This window comes from Pseudomonas sp. 05N431 (assembly GCF_056397005.1).
Genome location: NZ_JBFTMN010000001.1, coordinates 459,309 through 475,329 on the forward strand (window position 1 = coordinate 459,309; position 16,021 = coordinate 475,329).

General features: G+C 57.3%; 18 protein-coding genes. 5 read left to right on the forward strand and 13 right to left on the reverse strand.

The genetic code is table 11. From position 1 onward, the window contains the following. The first annotated feature begins 1 nt into the window (after position 1). The 3 genes from modC to AC1DIG_RS02035 all read left to right on the forward strand — a co-directional run bounded on the left by modC (position 2) and on the right by AC1DIG_RS02035 (position 1,777). Positions 2 to 1,090: a molybdenum ABC transporter ATP-binding protein gene (modC, locus tag AC1DIG_RS02025; RefSeq protein ID WP_477765906.1), complete on the forward strand. Its 1,089-nt coding sequence runs from the start codon at positions 2 to 4 to the stop codon at positions 1,088 to 1,090. An 85-nt stretch (positions 1,091 to 1,175) separates the two neighbouring features. Next, positions 1,176 to 1,397, forward strand: a complete 222-nt coding sequence (locus tag AC1DIG_RS02030) for a hypothetical protein (RefSeq protein WP_477765907.1) — start codon at positions 1,176 to 1,178, stop codon at positions 1,395 to 1,397. A gap of 149 nt (positions 1,398 to 1,546) precedes the next feature. After that, complete coding sequence (locus AC1DIG_RS02035; protein ID WP_054597737.1) at positions 1,547 to 1,777, forward strand: hypothetical protein; 231 nt, start codon at positions 1,547 to 1,549, stop codon at positions 1,775 to 1,777. A gap of 68 nt (positions 1,778 to 1,845) precedes the next feature. On the opposite strand, the gene AC1DIG_RS02040 is transcribed toward AC1DIG_RS02035, so the two are convergent. From AC1DIG_RS02040 to AC1DIG_RS02070, 7 genes are all read right to left on the reverse strand, one after another. Beyond that, complete coding sequence (locus tag AC1DIG_RS02040) at positions 1,846 to 2,817, reverse strand: XdhC family protein (protein ID WP_477765908.1); 972 nt, start codon at positions 2,815 to 2,817, stop codon at positions 1,846 to 1,848. A gap of 1 nt (position 2,818) precedes the next feature. Then, positions 2,819 to 4,066: a c-type cytochrome gene (locus tag AC1DIG_RS02045; protein WP_477765909.1), complete on the reverse strand. Its 1,248-nt coding sequence runs from the start codon at positions 4,064 to 4,066 to the stop codon at positions 2,819 to 2,821. Between the two features lie 2 nt (positions 4,067 to 4,068). Next, entirely contained in the window at positions 4,069 to 4,608 is a 540-nt protein-coding gene (locus AC1DIG_RS02050) for a (2Fe-2S)-binding protein (RefSeq protein ID WP_477765910.1), read from the reverse strand. After that, positions 4,601 to 7,432 carry a xanthine dehydrogenase family protein molybdopterin-binding subunit gene (locus AC1DIG_RS02055; RefSeq protein WP_477765911.1) on the reverse strand — a complete coding sequence of 944 codons (2,832 nt, stop codon included), beginning with the start codon at positions 7,430 to 7,432 and terminating at the stop codon, positions 4,601 to 4,603. Before AC1DIG_RS02055 ends, AC1DIG_RS02050 begins: the two co-directional genes overlap by 8 nt. A gap of 354 nt (positions 7,433 to 7,786) precedes the next feature. Further along, complete coding sequence (locus AC1DIG_RS02060; protein ID WP_477765912.1) at positions 7,787 to 8,182, reverse strand: hypothetical protein; 396 nt, start codon at positions 8,180 to 8,182, stop codon at positions 7,787 to 7,789. Then, positions 8,175 to 8,405: a hypothetical protein gene (locus AC1DIG_RS02065; RefSeq protein ID WP_477765913.1), complete on the reverse strand. Its 231-nt coding sequence runs from the start codon at positions 8,403 to 8,405 to the stop codon at positions 8,175 to 8,177. The genes AC1DIG_RS02060 and AC1DIG_RS02065 overlap by 8 nt, the downstream gene beginning before the upstream one ends. 198 nt (positions 8,406 to 8,603) lie before the next feature. Then, complete coding sequence (locus tag AC1DIG_RS02070; RefSeq protein ID WP_477765914.1) at positions 8,604 to 8,846, reverse strand: DUF1652 domain-containing protein; 243 nt, start codon at positions 8,844 to 8,846, stop codon at positions 8,604 to 8,606. 241 nt (positions 8,847 to 9,087) lie between these two features. Between AC1DIG_RS02070 and AC1DIG_RS02075 the strand changes: the two genes are divergently transcribed. After that, positions 9,088 to 9,840, forward strand: coding sequence for a carbonic anhydrase (locus AC1DIG_RS02075; RefSeq protein ID WP_477765915.1), 753 nt, complete (start codon positions 9,088 to 9,090; stop codon positions 9,838 to 9,840). A 62-nt stretch (positions 9,841 to 9,902) separates the two neighbouring features. On the opposite strand, the gene AC1DIG_RS02080 is transcribed toward AC1DIG_RS02075, so the two are convergent. From AC1DIG_RS02080 to AC1DIG_RS02100, 5 genes are all read right to left on the reverse strand, one after another. Next, the gene (locus AC1DIG_RS02080) at positions 9,903 to 10,082 is read right to left on the reverse strand and encodes a hypothetical protein (RefSeq protein WP_477765916.1); all 180 of its coding nucleotides are present in this window, start codon (positions 10,080 to 10,082) and stop codon (positions 9,903 to 9,905) included. A 299-nt stretch (positions 10,083 to 10,381) separates the two neighbouring features. Next, entirely contained in the window at positions 10,382 to 10,810 is a 429-nt protein-coding gene (locus AC1DIG_RS02085; RefSeq protein WP_477765917.1) for a hypothetical protein, read from the reverse strand. Positions 10,811 to 10,972: 162 nt separating this feature from the next. Continuing rightward, positions 10,973 to 13,540 carry an EAL domain-containing protein gene (locus AC1DIG_RS02090; RefSeq protein ID WP_477765918.1) on the reverse strand — a complete coding sequence of 856 codons (2,568 nt, stop codon included), beginning with the start codon at positions 13,538 to 13,540 and terminating at the stop codon, positions 10,973 to 10,975. A gap of 290 nt (positions 13,541 to 13,830) precedes the next feature. Then, positions 13,831 to 14,229 carry a YfeK family protein gene (locus AC1DIG_RS02095; RefSeq protein ID WP_477765919.1) on the reverse strand — a complete coding sequence of 133 codons (399 nt, stop codon included), beginning with the start codon at positions 14,227 to 14,229 and terminating at the stop codon, positions 13,831 to 13,833. A 412-nt stretch (positions 14,230 to 14,641) separates the two neighbouring features. Beyond that, positions 14,642 to 14,884, reverse strand: a complete 243-nt coding sequence (locus AC1DIG_RS02100) for a hypothetical protein (protein ID WP_477765920.1) — start codon at positions 14,882 to 14,884, stop codon at positions 14,642 to 14,644. Positions 14,885 to 15,160: 276 nt separating this feature from the next. Here AC1DIG_RS02100 and AC1DIG_RS02105 point away from each other — a divergent pair, with 276 nt between their 5' ends. Continuing rightward, complete coding sequence (locus AC1DIG_RS02105) at positions 15,161 to 15,598, forward strand: glycine zipper domain-containing protein (RefSeq protein WP_477765921.1); 438 nt, start codon at positions 15,161 to 15,163, stop codon at positions 15,596 to 15,598. Between the two features lie 162 nt (positions 15,599 to 15,760). Here the strand turns inward: AC1DIG_RS02105 and AC1DIG_RS02110 are convergent, their stop codons facing one another. Next, positions 15,761 to 15,913 (reverse strand): hypothetical protein, encoded by a 153-nt coding sequence (locus tag AC1DIG_RS02110; RefSeq protein WP_477765922.1) that lies wholly within the window; start codon positions 15,911 to 15,913, stop codon positions 15,761 to 15,763. Between the last annotated feature and the right edge of the window lie 108 nt (positions 15,914 to 16,021).

Below are 16,021 nucleotides of genomic sequence, written 5' to 3' on the forward strand. Positions count from 1 at the left end.
GATGACCTCAACGATTCACGCTCGGCTGAAACTGAGCTACCCGGATTTTTCCCTGGACGTCGACCTGCACCTGCCCGGCCGCGGCGTGACGGCGCTGTACGGTCATTCAGGTTCAGGTAAAACCACCTGCCTGCGCTGCATCGCCGGCCTGGAAAAGGCCGAGCAAGGCTTTATCCAGATCAATGACGAAGTCTGGCAGGACAGCGGTAAAAAGCTTTTTGTCGCCCCGCATAAACGGGCGCTGGGCTACGTGTTTCAGGAGGCCAGCCTGTTTCCTCATCTGTCAGTACTGGCCAACCTGGAGTTTGGCCTGCGGCGCATTCCACGCCAGCAACGCCGGGTCGACATGGCGCACGCCACCGAACTGCTGGGGATCGGCCACTTGCTCGACCGTCATCCACAACACCTCTCGGGTGGCGAGCGTCAGCGGATCGGCATCGCCCGCGCGCTGCTCACCAGCCCGAAACTACTGTTGATGGACGAGCCACTGGCAGCGCTGGATTCACAGCGCAAAAGTGAAATCCTGCCGTACCTCGAACGACTCCACGACGAACTGGAAATCCCGGTGCTGTACGTCAGTCACTCGCAGGATGAAGTCGCGCGACTGGCCGACCACATTGTCCTGCTCAGCTACGGCAAAGCCCTGGCCAGTGGACCTGTCGGCGAAACGCTGGCGCGGCTCGACCTGCCGCTGGCCTTGGGCGACGACGCCGGCGTGGTGATCGAGGGTCAGGTGACGGACTACGACGCCAATTATCAACTGCTGACCCTGCAACTGCCCCGCAGCCAATTGAACGTGCGGGTCGCGCATTCGCCTTTGGCCGTGGGCAAGTTGTTGCGTGTCAAAGTCCAGGCTCGCGATGTCAGCCTGAGTCTTCAGGGCGGTGAACTCAGCAGCATCCTCAATCGCCTGCCAGTGACGGTGACCAGCGAAATTTCCGCGGACAACGCCGCCCACGTGCTGGTGCGCCTGGACGCTGCCGGAACCCCCTTGCTGGCGCGCATCACCCGCTACTCCCGCGATCACTTGCAACTGCACCCCGGCCAGCAACTGTGGGCACAAATCAAGGCGGTGGCGGTCCTCGCGTAAGTCGACAAACAGCACAGACCGTTTTTGCACCTTTTCAACTTGCTTCTATAGTTGATGTGTACACGACAGGAGCGTCGGTGACGCCATGGAAGACATATTCGTTGTGAAACGCTTCAACAAGGCCACCGCTCAGGGTCGCCGTGAGGGTGAAGTGTCTCATCAGCAGCCGATAACGGCGGTCTGGTACCGGATCGCCGATACGCGCACGGGCGGCTTTATCGGCGACGGTTATGAGCATATGGAAGATGCCATGAAGGAGTGTCGACGGCTCAATGCCGCCAGCTCACGGAGCTCGCGTAAAGTCTGAAACGCAGGCTGCATGCGGCTCCACCGCCATTGGCATTGCGGGTCTATACTGATTCCAGCTGAAGGATCGGCGCCCCATCGGCAAACGCTCGCGCCCGGCGAGCGTTTTGTTGCTCGATCAAAAGCTTCTCTGATACGGAGGTGTTTCTCATGTCCGAAAAAGAGTCCATCACTACCCTGCTGACCCTGCTCGACTCACGTCAGGCGCGCTTGGCGGCTGCCTGCAAGGAAATCGCCGACTGGGTCGACATCCATGGCGGCCACCCCACCGCGATGAAAATTCGCGACCGTCTGCAAGACATCGAGAAAGATGCCCCGCTGATTCAGAACGCGCTGACATCACTCAAACCTGTTGACCGGCCACTGCCTCGATTCCGCTAAGCAAGTCTCGGTTCATACGCTGAAGTCGGGACTCGCCAGGGATCGGCAGCACGCCGACACGCTGTTTTTCAGAGTTGATCCCGAGCTATACCGCTGCGTATACGCAGAATATCGGCAAGCACCGCCAAAGCGATTTCCGCCGGCGTCTTGCTGCCCAGATTAAGCCCGATCGGCGCGTGAATACGTGCCAGCTCAGCTTCGCCCAAACCACCGATACGCCGTAAACGCTCAAAGCGCTTTTGCGAGGTTTGCATCGAGCCCATCACACCGATGTAAAACGCCTCGGTGCGCACCGCTTCCATCATGGCCAAATCGTCGATGCGCGGATCGTGGGTCAGCGCCACCACGGCGGTATCGCTGTGACAGCCGCCATCGGCAATGAACATCGACGGCAACTCACGACGAATCTCCACGTTCTCAAGGACCACACCCTCGAGAACCTCATCGCGCGGGTCGCACAGAATCACCTCGAAACCCAGCCCCACCGCGAATTCGGCACACGCCTGGGCGACACTGGAATAACCGGCGAGCAACAAGCGTTGGGCCGCACCGACACGCACACGCACCCGGTCGATTTCCCGTTCGATACGCGGCCCGTGTTCACGGTCAACCAGTAGACTGCGTGCGCCGCTGGCCAGATTCACTTCGCGAATCAAACGACGCTGCCCCAGCAACGCGGACTCCAGTTCGCGCAGATGGGCTTGCACCTCGCACTCAGGCTCAAGCTTTTCCACCAGCACGTCGAGTAACCCGCCGCAGGGCAGTTTTATCGTGGAGCGCGGATCATCGCCTTCGCCGTAACGCACCACCGAAACGGCGTCGAGAAACGCCCCTTCGGCCATGCGCGCCAGAAAGTCGTCCTCGACACAGCCGCCCGACAACGAGCCAATCCATTGCCCGCTGTCGTTGACCGCCAACATCGAGCCCGGCGCACGAGGCGCCGAGCCGTAGGTGCCGAGCACGCTGCAGAGCCATACACGCTGACCGGCGCTGGACCAGGCCAACGCTCGCCGAACCACTTGCAGGTCAAGATGCTGCATATCAGTGTGCCTTGTGCTCAACGGGAGCATCTGCCTTCAATTGCTCGATCTGGCCGATCAACAGATCAGCCGGTTGACCGCCCCAGGCCTGACGCAAATAGCTGATCAGGTCCGTCATTTGTTGATTGCTCAACTTGTCGGCGAAACCCGGCATCGGTTGCATACGCTCGAAGCCGGCAAATTTTTGCTCGCCAATCCCGTCCTCAATCACCCGCAACAGATTGCGCGGATCTTCCAGGCGCAACGTGGTGTTGCCTTGCATCGCCACCGCAATGTGCGGCTTGCCCTCGCCGTTGACGCCATGGCAACCGGCGCAAACGTTCAGGTAATCCTGACGGCCGCGCTGGGCGCTTTCGGTCATCTTGTCCAACGGCACTTCGCTCAACACCCGCGCTTGCGGTGGCGGGTCGCCGAGCAGAAAAGTCGCCATGGACGCCAGGTCCGGATCATTGAGGTTCTGGGTGCTGTTATGGAACACCGGAAACATCTCGTTGAACATCGTACCCTGAGCGCTCATGCCGTGCTTGAGGAAGGAGCTCAGGTCCTGATGCGTCCAGCCGCGTGCCGCCAGATCGTTGGCGAGCAAGCTTGGCGCCAGATAGCCATTGAGCAGGCCGCCGGTCAAGCGTTTGTCTTGCTGCATCGCGCCGGGCAAACCACGCGGCGTGTGGCATTCGCCACAGTGACCGAGTACGTCGACCAGGTACTGGCCGCGTTTCCAGTCTTCACTTTTGCCTTCAGCCGGCGTCAGTTTCACGTCCTTGCCGTAGAGCATGTTCCAGCCCATCAGCCCCATACGCACGTTGAACGGAAAGCTCAGGCTGGTGACCGGTGCAGCACGGTTGATCGGCGCAACCGTCCTCAGGTACGCGTGAATGGCATCGGAGTCTTCACGCGGCATCAGGTGATACGAGGTGTATGGCATCGCCGGGTACAGGTTGGCGCCGTCACGACGCTTGCCTTCAGTCAGCGCGGCAAAGAACTCATCATCGCTGTACAAACCAATGCCGTGATCCTTGTCCGGGGTGATGTTAGTGCCATAAATGGTGCCGAACGGTGACACGATCGGCAGTCCGCCCGCATAAGGCGCGCCACCGGGCGCGGTATGGCAAGCCATGCAGTCCGCCGCCCGCGCCAGGTATTCACCGCGCTTGATCTGCTGCTGATCAGCTGCCTGGGCCTGCTGGATCGCCATCAGCGAAACGGCCAGGCCAACCGCCGTGCCAAGGCTGGAAAGTAGTCGCTTCATGCTCAACCCTCCTTGACCAGGCCAAGATCGGTCAGCACGTTGCGCGTGGCGCTGTAATAGCGCACGTAGCCGGTGCAGCGGCAAATGTGGTGGCCGAGGCTGTCTTCGATAACCGCCTCCAGCTGGCTTTTTCTGATCGGCTGACGCTGGAGTTTTTCCACCAGCACGGTCGCGGCGTTGACGAAGCCCGGGGCACAATAACTGCACTGGAAGGCGAACTCGTCGACAAAGCGTTGCTGGATCGGATTCAGTTCGGTGACCTTGCCGTTTTCATCGCGGGTCGCGTGGCCTTCGATGGTGCGGACTTTCTTGCCCTCGAAGTAATGCGCGCCGGTGATGCAGGTGCGTACTTCTTCACTGGTGCCGTCGGGGTTGTCGACAATCACCACGCAAGCGTGACAAATGCCCTGGCCGCAGCCCAGGCGCGAGCCGGTCAGGTTTCGGTATTCGTGCAGATAGTCGATCATCGGCAGATCATCAGGGACCTCGACGGGACCGACGGATTGACCATTGAGGGTCATTTGAAGCGGACGGTTAGCCATTGAGGGCCTCCTTGATGCGTGCTGGAGTGATAGGCAGGTCACGGACCCGTTTGCCGATTGCGTGGGCCACGGCGTTGGCAATGGCGCCCACCACCGGAATCATCACCACTTCGGCGATGCCCTTGGACGGGTCGCTCGGCGACAACGGCGGGAGGATTTCCGAGGTCTGCGTCCACACCGCGACGTCCTTGGCACGCGGCAAACGGTAACGGTTGAAGTTCCAGTCACCCTCCCCCGGTCCACCTTCGTACAGTGGCATTTCTTCCAGCAGCGCGTGGCCGATGCCCATGGCGATCCCGCCCTCGAGCTGGCCCTTGACCAGTTCTGGCACCAGCACCCGGCCACATTCAAGCCAGGAGTGATGGTTGAGGACTTTCACCTCGCCCGAACCCTTGTTCACTTTCAGTTCAACCAGCGTCGCCACGGGGCTGTAATAGGTCACCGCCGCGTTGTTCAGCTGGGTCGCCGGGTAGGCAATGTTCTGCCGATCCAGCAGGTGGAAACCGGCGCTGTTCATCTGTGCCTTGATCGCGTTCGGCGCACCGTCGCCATACTTCACGGCGAGACCGTCGAGAGGTAGACGCTTGCGCACGCCATTGATGCTGTACTCGGCCTCGGCCCAGCTCCAGCGGTTGAAACCGTGCACCGTCGCGCCAGTCACCAGGCCGCGCTCATGGGCACGTTTGGCCAGCACCGCAAATGGCAGCGGTTCCATGCCGTTGGCGGTCAGTTTGCCGTCCACCCAATGGGCGTCTTCGCGGCGCAGCACATACGGGTTGGCCTGACCACCGAACGGCCCCTGACGCCAGATTTCGACGGCGGCCGGCCACAGACCGTGGTTGAACAGCACGCGCGCTGCTTCACGGGTGGCGTGGCTGAAGTAGTAGGCGGAGTTGGTCGCCGACGACGCCGAGGCAATCTTGCCGACCCAGCGCGGATTGCGCAGCACGGCATCCTGCTCAGCCTGGCTCATGAGGTACGGGTTGCCGCTGCTGGTCAGTTGCAGCTCCTTCCATTCTGTTTCGCCGGTCTTCACTTCACTGGCCGGGTTGCCAAGGAAATCGGCGACCACCAAGGCCTGGGAAGTGGACATGCCGGTACCGATCTCGATGCCGATATGGCGCAGCGTGATATGCCCTTCGGCGGTAAATTCGACACTTGCCATCGGCGCTTCGGAACCGGTGCCGAAGTCTTTCTGGCAAATGGCGAAGCCAATGCCGTACCAGTTTTCCGGGTCCTTGGCGTCCTCTTGTTTTTTCAGCGCGTGGCGGTTTTTCCAGAGTTCGTTATGAGCCGCTTTTTCGAGAATTTCATGCAGGCGCAACGCACCGGCCGGCACTGCGCCCTGGGTGTTTTTCATCCCGGACCGCAGCGCGTTTTTCTTGCGCAGGTCAATGGCGTCGATACCCAGACGATCAGCGATTTCATCCACCATCATCTCGGTGGCAGCCATGCTTTGCAGCGTGCCGTAGCCACGCATGGAGCCGGCTTCAACGCCGCGCGAGTGGTACGCGGTCACTTGCAGGTCGTTTTGTGGCATGTAGTAAATCGACTGCGCGGCCGTCGCACCGACCGCCGCCACCGAAGGGCTGTAGTTGATTCGACCACCGCCATCGATGGACATGTCCGCACGGAAAATCTTGAAGCTTTGATCCTGTTTATCGACGGCCAACTGGTAGCGAATGTCGAACGGATGACGCTTGATACCGCTCTGGAATTGCTCGTATCGGTCGTTGGCAAGACGCACCGGTACACCGGCGCCATACAACGCCGCCAACGCCGCGTAGTAGACAAAAATGTTGTGGTCTTTCGAGCCGTAGCCGACGGTGTAGCCAGGGTGCATGTTCAGCGTGCTCAAGCCGAAACGCGACGGCGCGATCATCTTCGCGGTTTCGGTCGCAGCTTCCAGCGGGCACTGGGTTGCGACGACAAAATGCAGCGTCTTGGTTGCCGGGTCGTACCAACCATTGCCGTTGTCCGGTTCCATTGCAGCCGGTTCAATCGACGGTGTCTTGTAGCGTTCGTCGAAGACCATCCAGCCTTCTGGCGGGGTTTCCAGTTGCTGCTTCATGCGATCGGCATAAAACAGGCCGCGTTCGGTCAGGTTGCCATGCAGGTTCGGCTGGGCGTTCCATACCGGGCGCCGTTCGCGAATCATCGGGAACAGGATCGAGTCCTTCAGGCTGGCGAATTCATCTTCATCCGCTGAGGTCGCCCCACCAACCCGCACGTAACGGAAACTGCCATAAGGATCACGCGTGTAAAACGGTGCCTCGGCGCCGTAGCGGATCGCTTTGTCGTTGAACTTGAGCTTGTTCTTGGCCTGGCGGAAACGCTCGAAATCGTTCCAGATCAGGATCGCTACCGGGTGGCCGATGAACATCGGCACCTTGCCAGTCGGCAGCAACGGATCAGGTGCGTGGTCTTCAGGGAAAACGATGCCGTCCTTGTCCAGGTCTTCAGCGGTGACGATGCGATCCGGCTGCAGATCGGCCCCAAGCAACGACAAGTCGAAACCGTCATAAATGCGGTCGGCGCGAATGGTTTTGAGCAACATCGCGTGACCTTGTTGCTGCGGCCAGCCTGGCATGTCCTTGGCCCGGATGTCGCGGGCAAATACCTTGCTGCCGCAGACCTTGGACAATGAGTCGTTGCGCATGCGTGCCTTGCCGTTGTTGCCGAGCCATTGCTCGGACGGCACGGTCACGCTGTTTTCCATCAAGGCAGCCAGCGCCTGGGAGCTGAGCGGGGTCAGCGTGACGCTGACGCCAGCAATCAACCCGCCCTGCAGGAAGGAGCGCCGGGATATATCACGGTTGGACATGGATCATCCTCTGGACGGTTATGAATTCCGCCCATGTCGTTATGGTGTACAGGGAAATCTCTGGTCTCAGGAGCCCTCCTGACGATACGAAGGGCTGAAAAGCCGAAAAGCTGACCTAATGGTTAACTTTATCGAATTTGTCAGGCCTCGGCAAAAGTAATAAATAAAGACTCATTGGAGAGCCTGTCGACGAATGGACAATATTGAAGACGAAAAAAAGCCCGCATGCGGGCGGGCTTGAAGGGGATATCTCAAAGGAGTCAGGTCAATCTAGGCCCGTCAGGGTGAAGACTTCGTGAAAGGGTTGTCATGGTTACGGAAATATCACAGCACCCCACGGAAGCCAGCGCCTTATCAATGCCCCCTCACACTCCCTCGCCGTGTCTTTTTCGGCTCCCCCCCTTTGCTCCATTTTTTACTCACCGACTTGCGAATGGGCTCAAGAAGAAAGAACAGTACATAGCCCGAGAGGACGAGCGCGAGATCGATCCATGATTCAGCAATGGGGCCTACGAAGTATTCAATGCAGTATTTAGCAACGAACAGCAACGAAATACCGCCAATTGCCATTAACGTGACGACGGCAAGACTTGATAACCTTTCCTTCAACTGGGTATATCTCCTGACTCTGTGCGGCAACCTCATGTGAGACGCCCGGAAATCTCCATTGTTCCAAAAAATCTGCAATGCTGCCGCAGAGCCAACCTGGCAGCCCTGAGCAAGCTGCAACGGCGGCCCATGCTTATTCAAGGTGTATTCGATGAGCCTTCACTTCCCCCGCGTAGATGGCCAGCCGTTCTTCGGCGGTCTCCAACACCTGACACGTCTTCAGCAGTGACTGGGCATCGACCTCATTACCGGTCTGTCTCAGCCGCTCGGCAATGGCTTTGAGCTCCACCGCCGACCATCGCAAATCAGATGCAAGGTTCTGGAAATCGCTGCGCAGTTCGTGTTCGGGTTTGTTGAGTAACATGGCAATTCCCTCCGCGTCACGGCATCACTCGATGCGACGCTCTGAAAATCGTTTCCACTGCAAAAGACTTGATAACCCTCTTGTGCACTGGATGCAACTCCCAGAGTTGGTACCTCGCTTGAGCGGCGAATCAAGCCAGCCACCCGATCATTGGCCAGGCGCCCAATCGTCGGCCTGTGACCTGACTTGATCGTTGCATCAGCCTGCGAACGCCCTGCGTCCGGCTTTCAATTCAGTACGCAGCTCACCGATAAAGTTGGCGATCTCCCGGACACTGGTCAGCGTCGACGTCGACACGCCGGTGATCAGCAGTTCAACCCGTCCGGATTCTGGATCGACAATTGTGACCCTCAACGACCCGTCGGGATTCACCGTGCAGGTGCATGAGAGTGGATAGAAACCGGACTCCACAATCTGGCAAAGCTGAAGAAGAGGAAACATGGTATTCCGTCCGTGGGGGGGCGTGTACTGGAGTGTTGCTTGACCATTACAGGTTAGCTGACCTCGGCAAACGCGAATGAATTAATCTCAAAGTACTGTCTGTTTCGCACTTTGTAATGATGCGAAGCCCGCAACAGGCTTTTGCAAAGCATCTAGACTCCAACGAAGAAGTGCTGAAGGTTCCGGAAGTATTAGCCCTTGATAGCGAGCCACTCCCTCCCAAATCCTGAGTACACAAATCATGTGTGAATCCTGTGATTCAAACCCCGCGCCGGACGCAAATGGCCGTCGTCGTTTTCTCCGGCTTGCAGGACTAGGGGCTGGCGCCCTGCTGCTTGCCGGTGCGCTGCCTGACAGCATCGTCCAGGCCGCCGAGAAAAAGGCCCCGCCTCCAAAACCACAAAATGCGATCACCCCCGATAAGGCCCTTCAACGACTGGTCGCTGGCAATAAGAGGTACATCAGCGGTACCTCCAAGACACATGATTTCAAGTCCGAGCGTGAAGCCCTGGTCTCTGGTCAGAACCCGTTCGTGGCAGTTTTGAGTTGTGCTGATTCGCGCATCGCCCCCGAGTACGCGTTCGACACGGCCCGTGGCGACCTTTTCGCGGTGCGTGTCGCGGGCAACTTCGTCACGGAGGAAGGCCTGGCAAGCCTGGAATACTCGGTCCTGGTGCTCGGCGCACCACTGATTCTGGTGCTGGGGCATGAAGACTGCGGCGCACTCAATGCCGGCATCAAGGCAACGAAGGACAATGCGGTTTTCCCCGGTCAAATCCAGAAACTGACTGACGCACTGAGGCCCTCTATCGAGAAGGTACTCAAGGATCCGGGAAATCTTCTCGAGAACGCGACCGTGCAAAACGTCAAAGACACGGTAAACAACCTCAAGAAAGCCTCACCTGTGCTGACTGAAGCGCTGAGCAAGGGCACATTGAAAGTTGTCGGGGGCATCTATCGCCTGGCCAGTGGCAAAGTGGATCTGATTGCCTGATTCGCAAGATGCATCTCACCCAACGGTGAGATGCATGACTTGTACTTGCTGGCGAACGCCACTTAGAGGGGTCTGGCTTTATCGTGCAGTGTTTCCAGCTCGCTCTCGACCGCGCTTTGAACATCCTTCCACTTTTTCGGATTATCTGGTTGGAGTTCATCGCGGTCCTGCTGTGTATCACCCGAGCGGGTGCTCGGTTCAACCGGTTTTTTAGTACCCGGAGCTTGCGGATCGGTCTTCATGGCTCACCTCTCGTACGCCCTGCGGTCGATACGTATTAGAAGTTTAGAAACGACCCATGTTCAAAACCAGTACCAGCCAGCGGCAAATTTCAGGCAAAAAAAAGCCCAAGCAGCTGATGGACGCTTGGGGCTTAAAAATGCGTAAACCGTGGTAGGTGAACACGAGCGCGATAATAGCTCACCATTCTAGATGTAACAAGATATTTACATCTTTTTTCCACACAAAAAATCACCTAAGTCCTTAAATAACCACACTTTTTTAAAGGTCGAAGCGCGGCTCGATGAAGCATGCTGCTACTTCAATGAGAGCTTGGCGCTATTGAAATGCCCTCGCTCGCATCACCGTAAATTCGAAAATGCCTTACCTCTCCGGCATCCATGGTCGTTACGACTTCGCGCAAGGAAATACCTATGGAGCACAGGCCGTTACCCTTCAGGTCTTCTCCTGCGCCGACAAAGACTTCCCCGGGCTTGGTGAAAAATCTTGCTCCTTCACCAGGTCCCACTCGCGCAACAAAATCACCGTTCACATAAACACCGATGTAGCAGGCCGAACCCAGCAAACCGCCATCACGCGTCACAAAAATCGTTCCGCTGCTTCCCTCGATGGGTTGCTGAAACGCAAAAACCCGATCACTTGGAACCCGAGCGGCTTTCTCTGCTGGCACTGGAGAAGTCATGCACCCTGAAATGAATAAAAAGGCTGCAACCTCTATCAAAATCCGCATGTTGAGCCCTCGTAAATCTATGCCAAGGCTTTATCACCAGCGAGTGAACAGGATAGGTCCCGGGATCGGGATCCCATGGCTGAATGCATGACAAAGAGTATAGATGTCAGGGATGAGGACCTGATCGACGGCCGTGGCTCGCCAGGGTTATTTCTACGCCGTTTATCGCCCGCTCGGGCTGCTCAGCATCCATTGCATGAGCGCCCCGGAAGACAATGGGACAGAGAAGAAATATCCCTGCCCGACCTCATAACCTTGCGCTCTGAGAATGTCACGCTGGGCAGCGTGCTCAATGCCTTCAGCAACAACATGCAAGGAAAGCCCCTTGCCAATACCGATGACCGACTCGCTTAATGCGCGGCAGGAAGCATCGTGTTCCAGGTCATCAACAAAACTCTTGTCCAGTTTCAGCTCACTGATCGGCAACCGCCGCAAGTACCCCAGGCTGGAATAACCCGTACCAAAGTCATCGATCGCCAGACGCACACCCAAGGCATGCAGGTCCTGGATGGTTTGCTCTGAACCAGGGCTGTTGCAAAGCAATACGCCTTCCGTCACCTCCACGCACAAATCGGCGGGCTGCAATTTACATCGGCGCAATTGCTCGGCGATCAGCCCCACCAGATTCAGATTGTGAAAGTTGATCGGTGACAGATTGATCGACATGGACGGGACCACGAATCCTTGCTGGCGCCACTGCGCCAATTGCCCGCAGGCCTCTTGCAATACCCACTGACTCAACTCGTTGATTAACCCGCACTCCTCGGCCAAAGGTATGAATCGTGCTGGCGAGATACTGCCCAGTATTGAGTGTTCCCAGCGTGCCAGCGCCTCTACGCCAACAAGACGCCCGTTCCTCAGATCGACTTGTGGCTGATAAACCAGGTGAAGAGCATTGTCAGCCAGGGTCACACGCAACGCCGTCTCAAGTATCAAACGTTCCTGAGCGATCTTGTTCATCTCTTCGAGAAAAAAACTGAAGCTGCCACGGCCGGTACGTTTGGCCTGGTACATCGCAATATCGGCGCAATGCAGCAGGTTTTCCATATCCTGCCCGTCAACTGGAAACATGCTTATACCGATACTGGCCGACAGGACCACGGAGGTGCCGGCTATATTGGCCGCAATACTCAGGGTCATCTTCAGCCGCTCGAGAAAGGTCGTGACCTGCGTGGCATTCATCCTTGGAAGCACCAGAACGAACTCATCGCCGGATAACCGCCCGACAATGTCCGACTCCCGGAGCACACTGCGTAGCCGTTGCGCCACGACTTGCAGCAACTCGTCGCCCGAAGCATGCCCCAGCGCATCATTGACCTGCTTGAAGCGGTCCAGGTCGACAAACAGTACCGCCAGTTCAGCCTGCTCCTGAGCAACTTCGGCAATGGCGCGGTCCGCTTGTGCCAGCAAAAAACTGCGATTGGGTAAACCGGTCAACGCATCATAAAACGCCATCCTTCGAATGGATTCACGCGCCTCTTCCCGCTCGAGCGCCAACATGCACAGGTGAGTTCCCGCCGTCACCAGGTGAGCATGCAAGGTGTCGGGGCCGCGACATTCCTTGAAATAGAGTGCAAAGGTGGCAGCGATCCGTCCTGCACCGTTGCGCACGGGAATAGACCAGCATGCTCGCAAACCCGACTTCTCGGCCAGCGACTTGTAATCCGCCCAGAGCGGATCGTGGATGATATCCGTCACCAGAACCGGTTCGCCCCTGTAGGCCGCCGTCCCGCAAGACCCGGCAACAGGACCTATCGGTAACCCCTCGATCGCTCTCGAGTAATCGGTCGGCAAACCAGGACTGGCCAGCGGGTGCAGAAATCCCTCCGGGTCCACACTCAGGATCGAAACGATGACTTCGGGCGCGATGCGTTCGATTTCCTGACACATCAGGGTCAATACGCGTTCCAAAGACTGCTCTTTCAAAAGAGCCCCTATCACCTTGTCCTGCAACACCTCATGCAGCTTTGACCGGGTGATGTCGGTCAGCACGATGACAATGTTGTCGACCTTCCCTTGAGCGTCGAACACGGGGGTCGACGAAATATGCACCCACAACCGTTGACCATTACGCTTGCTGATCAGTGCGCTGGCCTCACTGGACTCACCATGCAGGACTCTTTCGAGCACCGCTTGCGCACGCGTTTCGGCCTGAATATCGGAGACAAAGAACATCAGGGGCGACCGTCCGATGACCTCCTCACGGGAATACCCGAGCAATCGAATAAGCCCGTCATTGACATAGATGAGACGCGCATCGGCGTCGACAATACAGGTGGCAGAACTGGTGATATTGACCGACATCGACAGCAATCGGTGTTCGATATCTTTCAGGCGCGTCTGTGTCACATCCTTGAGGAAGGCCGCATAAAGGATTCGGCCCTGCAAGGTGATTTTCGAGATCGACATCGCGCCCCAGCGCTCCTCGCCATCCTTGCGCGTGATATGGATATCCCGGCTAGCGCCTACGATCTTGTTGACCCCGGTCTCCCGGTTTGCGCCGACATATCCGTCATGGTGGGGACGTATGGCATGAGGAACCAGTCTATTGACGTTGCTTCCCAGTATTTCTACACGGGAACACCCCCAAAATTGTTCGGCAGCCGCATTGAAAAACACCACGTCGTTCTGGTCATCAATGACCACCACGGCATCGACAGCCTGCTCCAGTGTTTGCACGAAAAAGTCTTCTGCCTCTTCGCCGCTCGCCAGTCTGACTCTCGTGTCCATAATCGCCACTTTTCCAATGCCACCACGGCCCACCCTCCCTGGTTGCGTGTGGGGCGCCATAAGAACCTTCAGACCAGGAAGGGGACTATCAACGGAGCAACGCTCACTACTGTTTCTATATCGAAAGTCGGGATTTATTCACTCTAGTCGCACCTATACGTCACTGCGCCCTCGGCTTGAAATCACAGGATAGCCTCGAAGTGACTGACCGGCCGATCCAATCCAGCAGTACGACGCCCGGAAACGAAAAAGCCCAGCATCACACTGGGCTTTCTCGACTTCAGACCGATTCAATGAAGCTGACGCTGCCTTTGTAGCTCGGTCTTCAGCCAGAGGCTTGCGGGTTGTACACCTGCTGGGCATCGCACTTCATAGAGACTGCCACTCATGCTGCTTTTAGTGGCCGCCAGATCGATGAAGTCTTCTGCACTGCCGATCATGTTCTTGCTTTCGAGGTAGTTCAGCTTTTTCTCCAGATGCGCCCGAGCCTGGGAGCCCGGATATTCGCTTCCGTTACGCACGAACCGACACTCACTGTGCTCGACAAAATCCAGCAGGCTCTTTATTTCTTGAGTGGCTTGAGGTGAAGTTTGAGCCTGCACATTGGTCATCATCGCGATCAGGCCGATACCCGCCGCCATCAACCATTGGCTGACGGGCCGAACCGTCCTTGCTGTCAGAATCTGCATGACCTTTCCTCGTTCCGACCAGGCCTCAAGCGTCAGTCGTCTCTGTCGTCATGATCACGTTTGTGGTAACGACCTTCGCCCTGATCATTCTCACGACGCTCGTATCCACGGTCATCATGGCGATCATAACTACGGTGATACTCACGACCACGGTCGTGACCTCGACCGTACCCGTCTCCATCTTCCCAGTAAGGCCAGCAGCCTCCCAGCAGGAGAGAGCTTGAAATGGCCAGGATCATTATCGCTGTGCGCTTCATATGAACATCCTAAAAGCAAGGGTCAGTACTACGGAGAAGGATTTTCGCTACCCGCAAGTTTAGTTCGCAGAGCGTTCACCCATAGATACGACCATGAAGCAGATCAATGATTCATTAGAGAACGGTGGCACAGCAAAAAACAGGCCCAGTGATTATCAAGCCTGACTGGCTTCAGGGGCGTTACCAGTGCGTCTCGCGATTTCGATCCCCCAGTCCAGAGCGTCCTCCATGTCCAGCAGATGCGGTTTTGGGTCGTGATCCTCAAAGAGGACCGCACCGTCAGGCTGGTAAACACCGATGAACATCTGCAACGAGCCGTCCCTCATAATCTTGGCCCTGACCTCGATCTTGCGTCCGTTCGAAAGCGTTTCCGAGTGGATCATATGGCGCTCAGTCATTGCTGCATCCCTCTGGTAGTTGATCGTCGAGTAACCCGCACTAAAGAGCCCACCGCGTGCGGGCTTTTTGTTGCTCCTGTGTAAACTTTCGACAACGTGCCATTATCGCAAGTCGAACTTTGGCTTTGCCGCACCCTCTACAGTTCAAGTGCTCTCTTTATCGTCAATGCGCTGACGAGAGCAGCTTGGCGGCAGGAAGCAACAATGCACGTTTCACAATGCTCAATAGTCAAAATAGCAGTCTGAACACAAAAACTACTTATTGAGGTGCACAGCATGCGAATCACACTGCTTACCCTTGCTCTAGGTGCCCTGATCACACAAGGAGCAATGGCCGCTGGAGATGGCAACGCAGCCGTTGGCGGAGGCCTTGGCGGCGCGCTGGGCAACATAGTCGGTCAGCAAATGGGCGGTAGCACCGGTGCAGCGATCGGCGCGGGTGTAGGGGGCGCTGCAGGCAGCGCTGTCGCTGCGCCGAGGGGCAACAAAACCAACGCCGCGATCGGCGGCGGGCTCGGATCGGCGGGGGGCTCGGTGATTGGTCATCAGTTGGGTGGCTCAACCGGCTCCACCATTGGCGCAGGCCTCGGCGGTGCCGCGGGCGGCGCACTAGGTAATAACCTGTCCGACGATAATCGCCATCGTGGCTCAGAGGGCAGAGGTTACAACGGTAAACACCATCATAAATACAAGAATAAGTACAAACACGATTAAACGGTTGAGTTGACGTGCACGTTCAAGCCCGATCTCGTGTCGGGCTTTTCCCTTCGCCGGGATCGCTCCACCCGCCGCTATTGGCTATAAGACGCCCTCCTCCCGGCAGTCAATTGAACTGCCGGGCTCGAGACGAATTTATCCTGGCTCCGCTACATCGATTCATGCACGGCGATACTCTTGTGCGTGATGAGTGTCACCGTAGTAACGCCCATGATCATGTCCGCGACGGTCATGGTCATGCCAATACGGCCAGCAACCACCAAGTAACAACGCCGCTGACACCACAAAAATCAAAGCAGTTGTGCGTTTCATTTGATCATCTCCGGGCAGGCCCGTGCCTGACGTTATAGTCGTTTGATGTCCTCAGATTGAGGAGGTTCAAAACGCCCGGTTGCCGAAGACCCCACGCCACTGAAATCG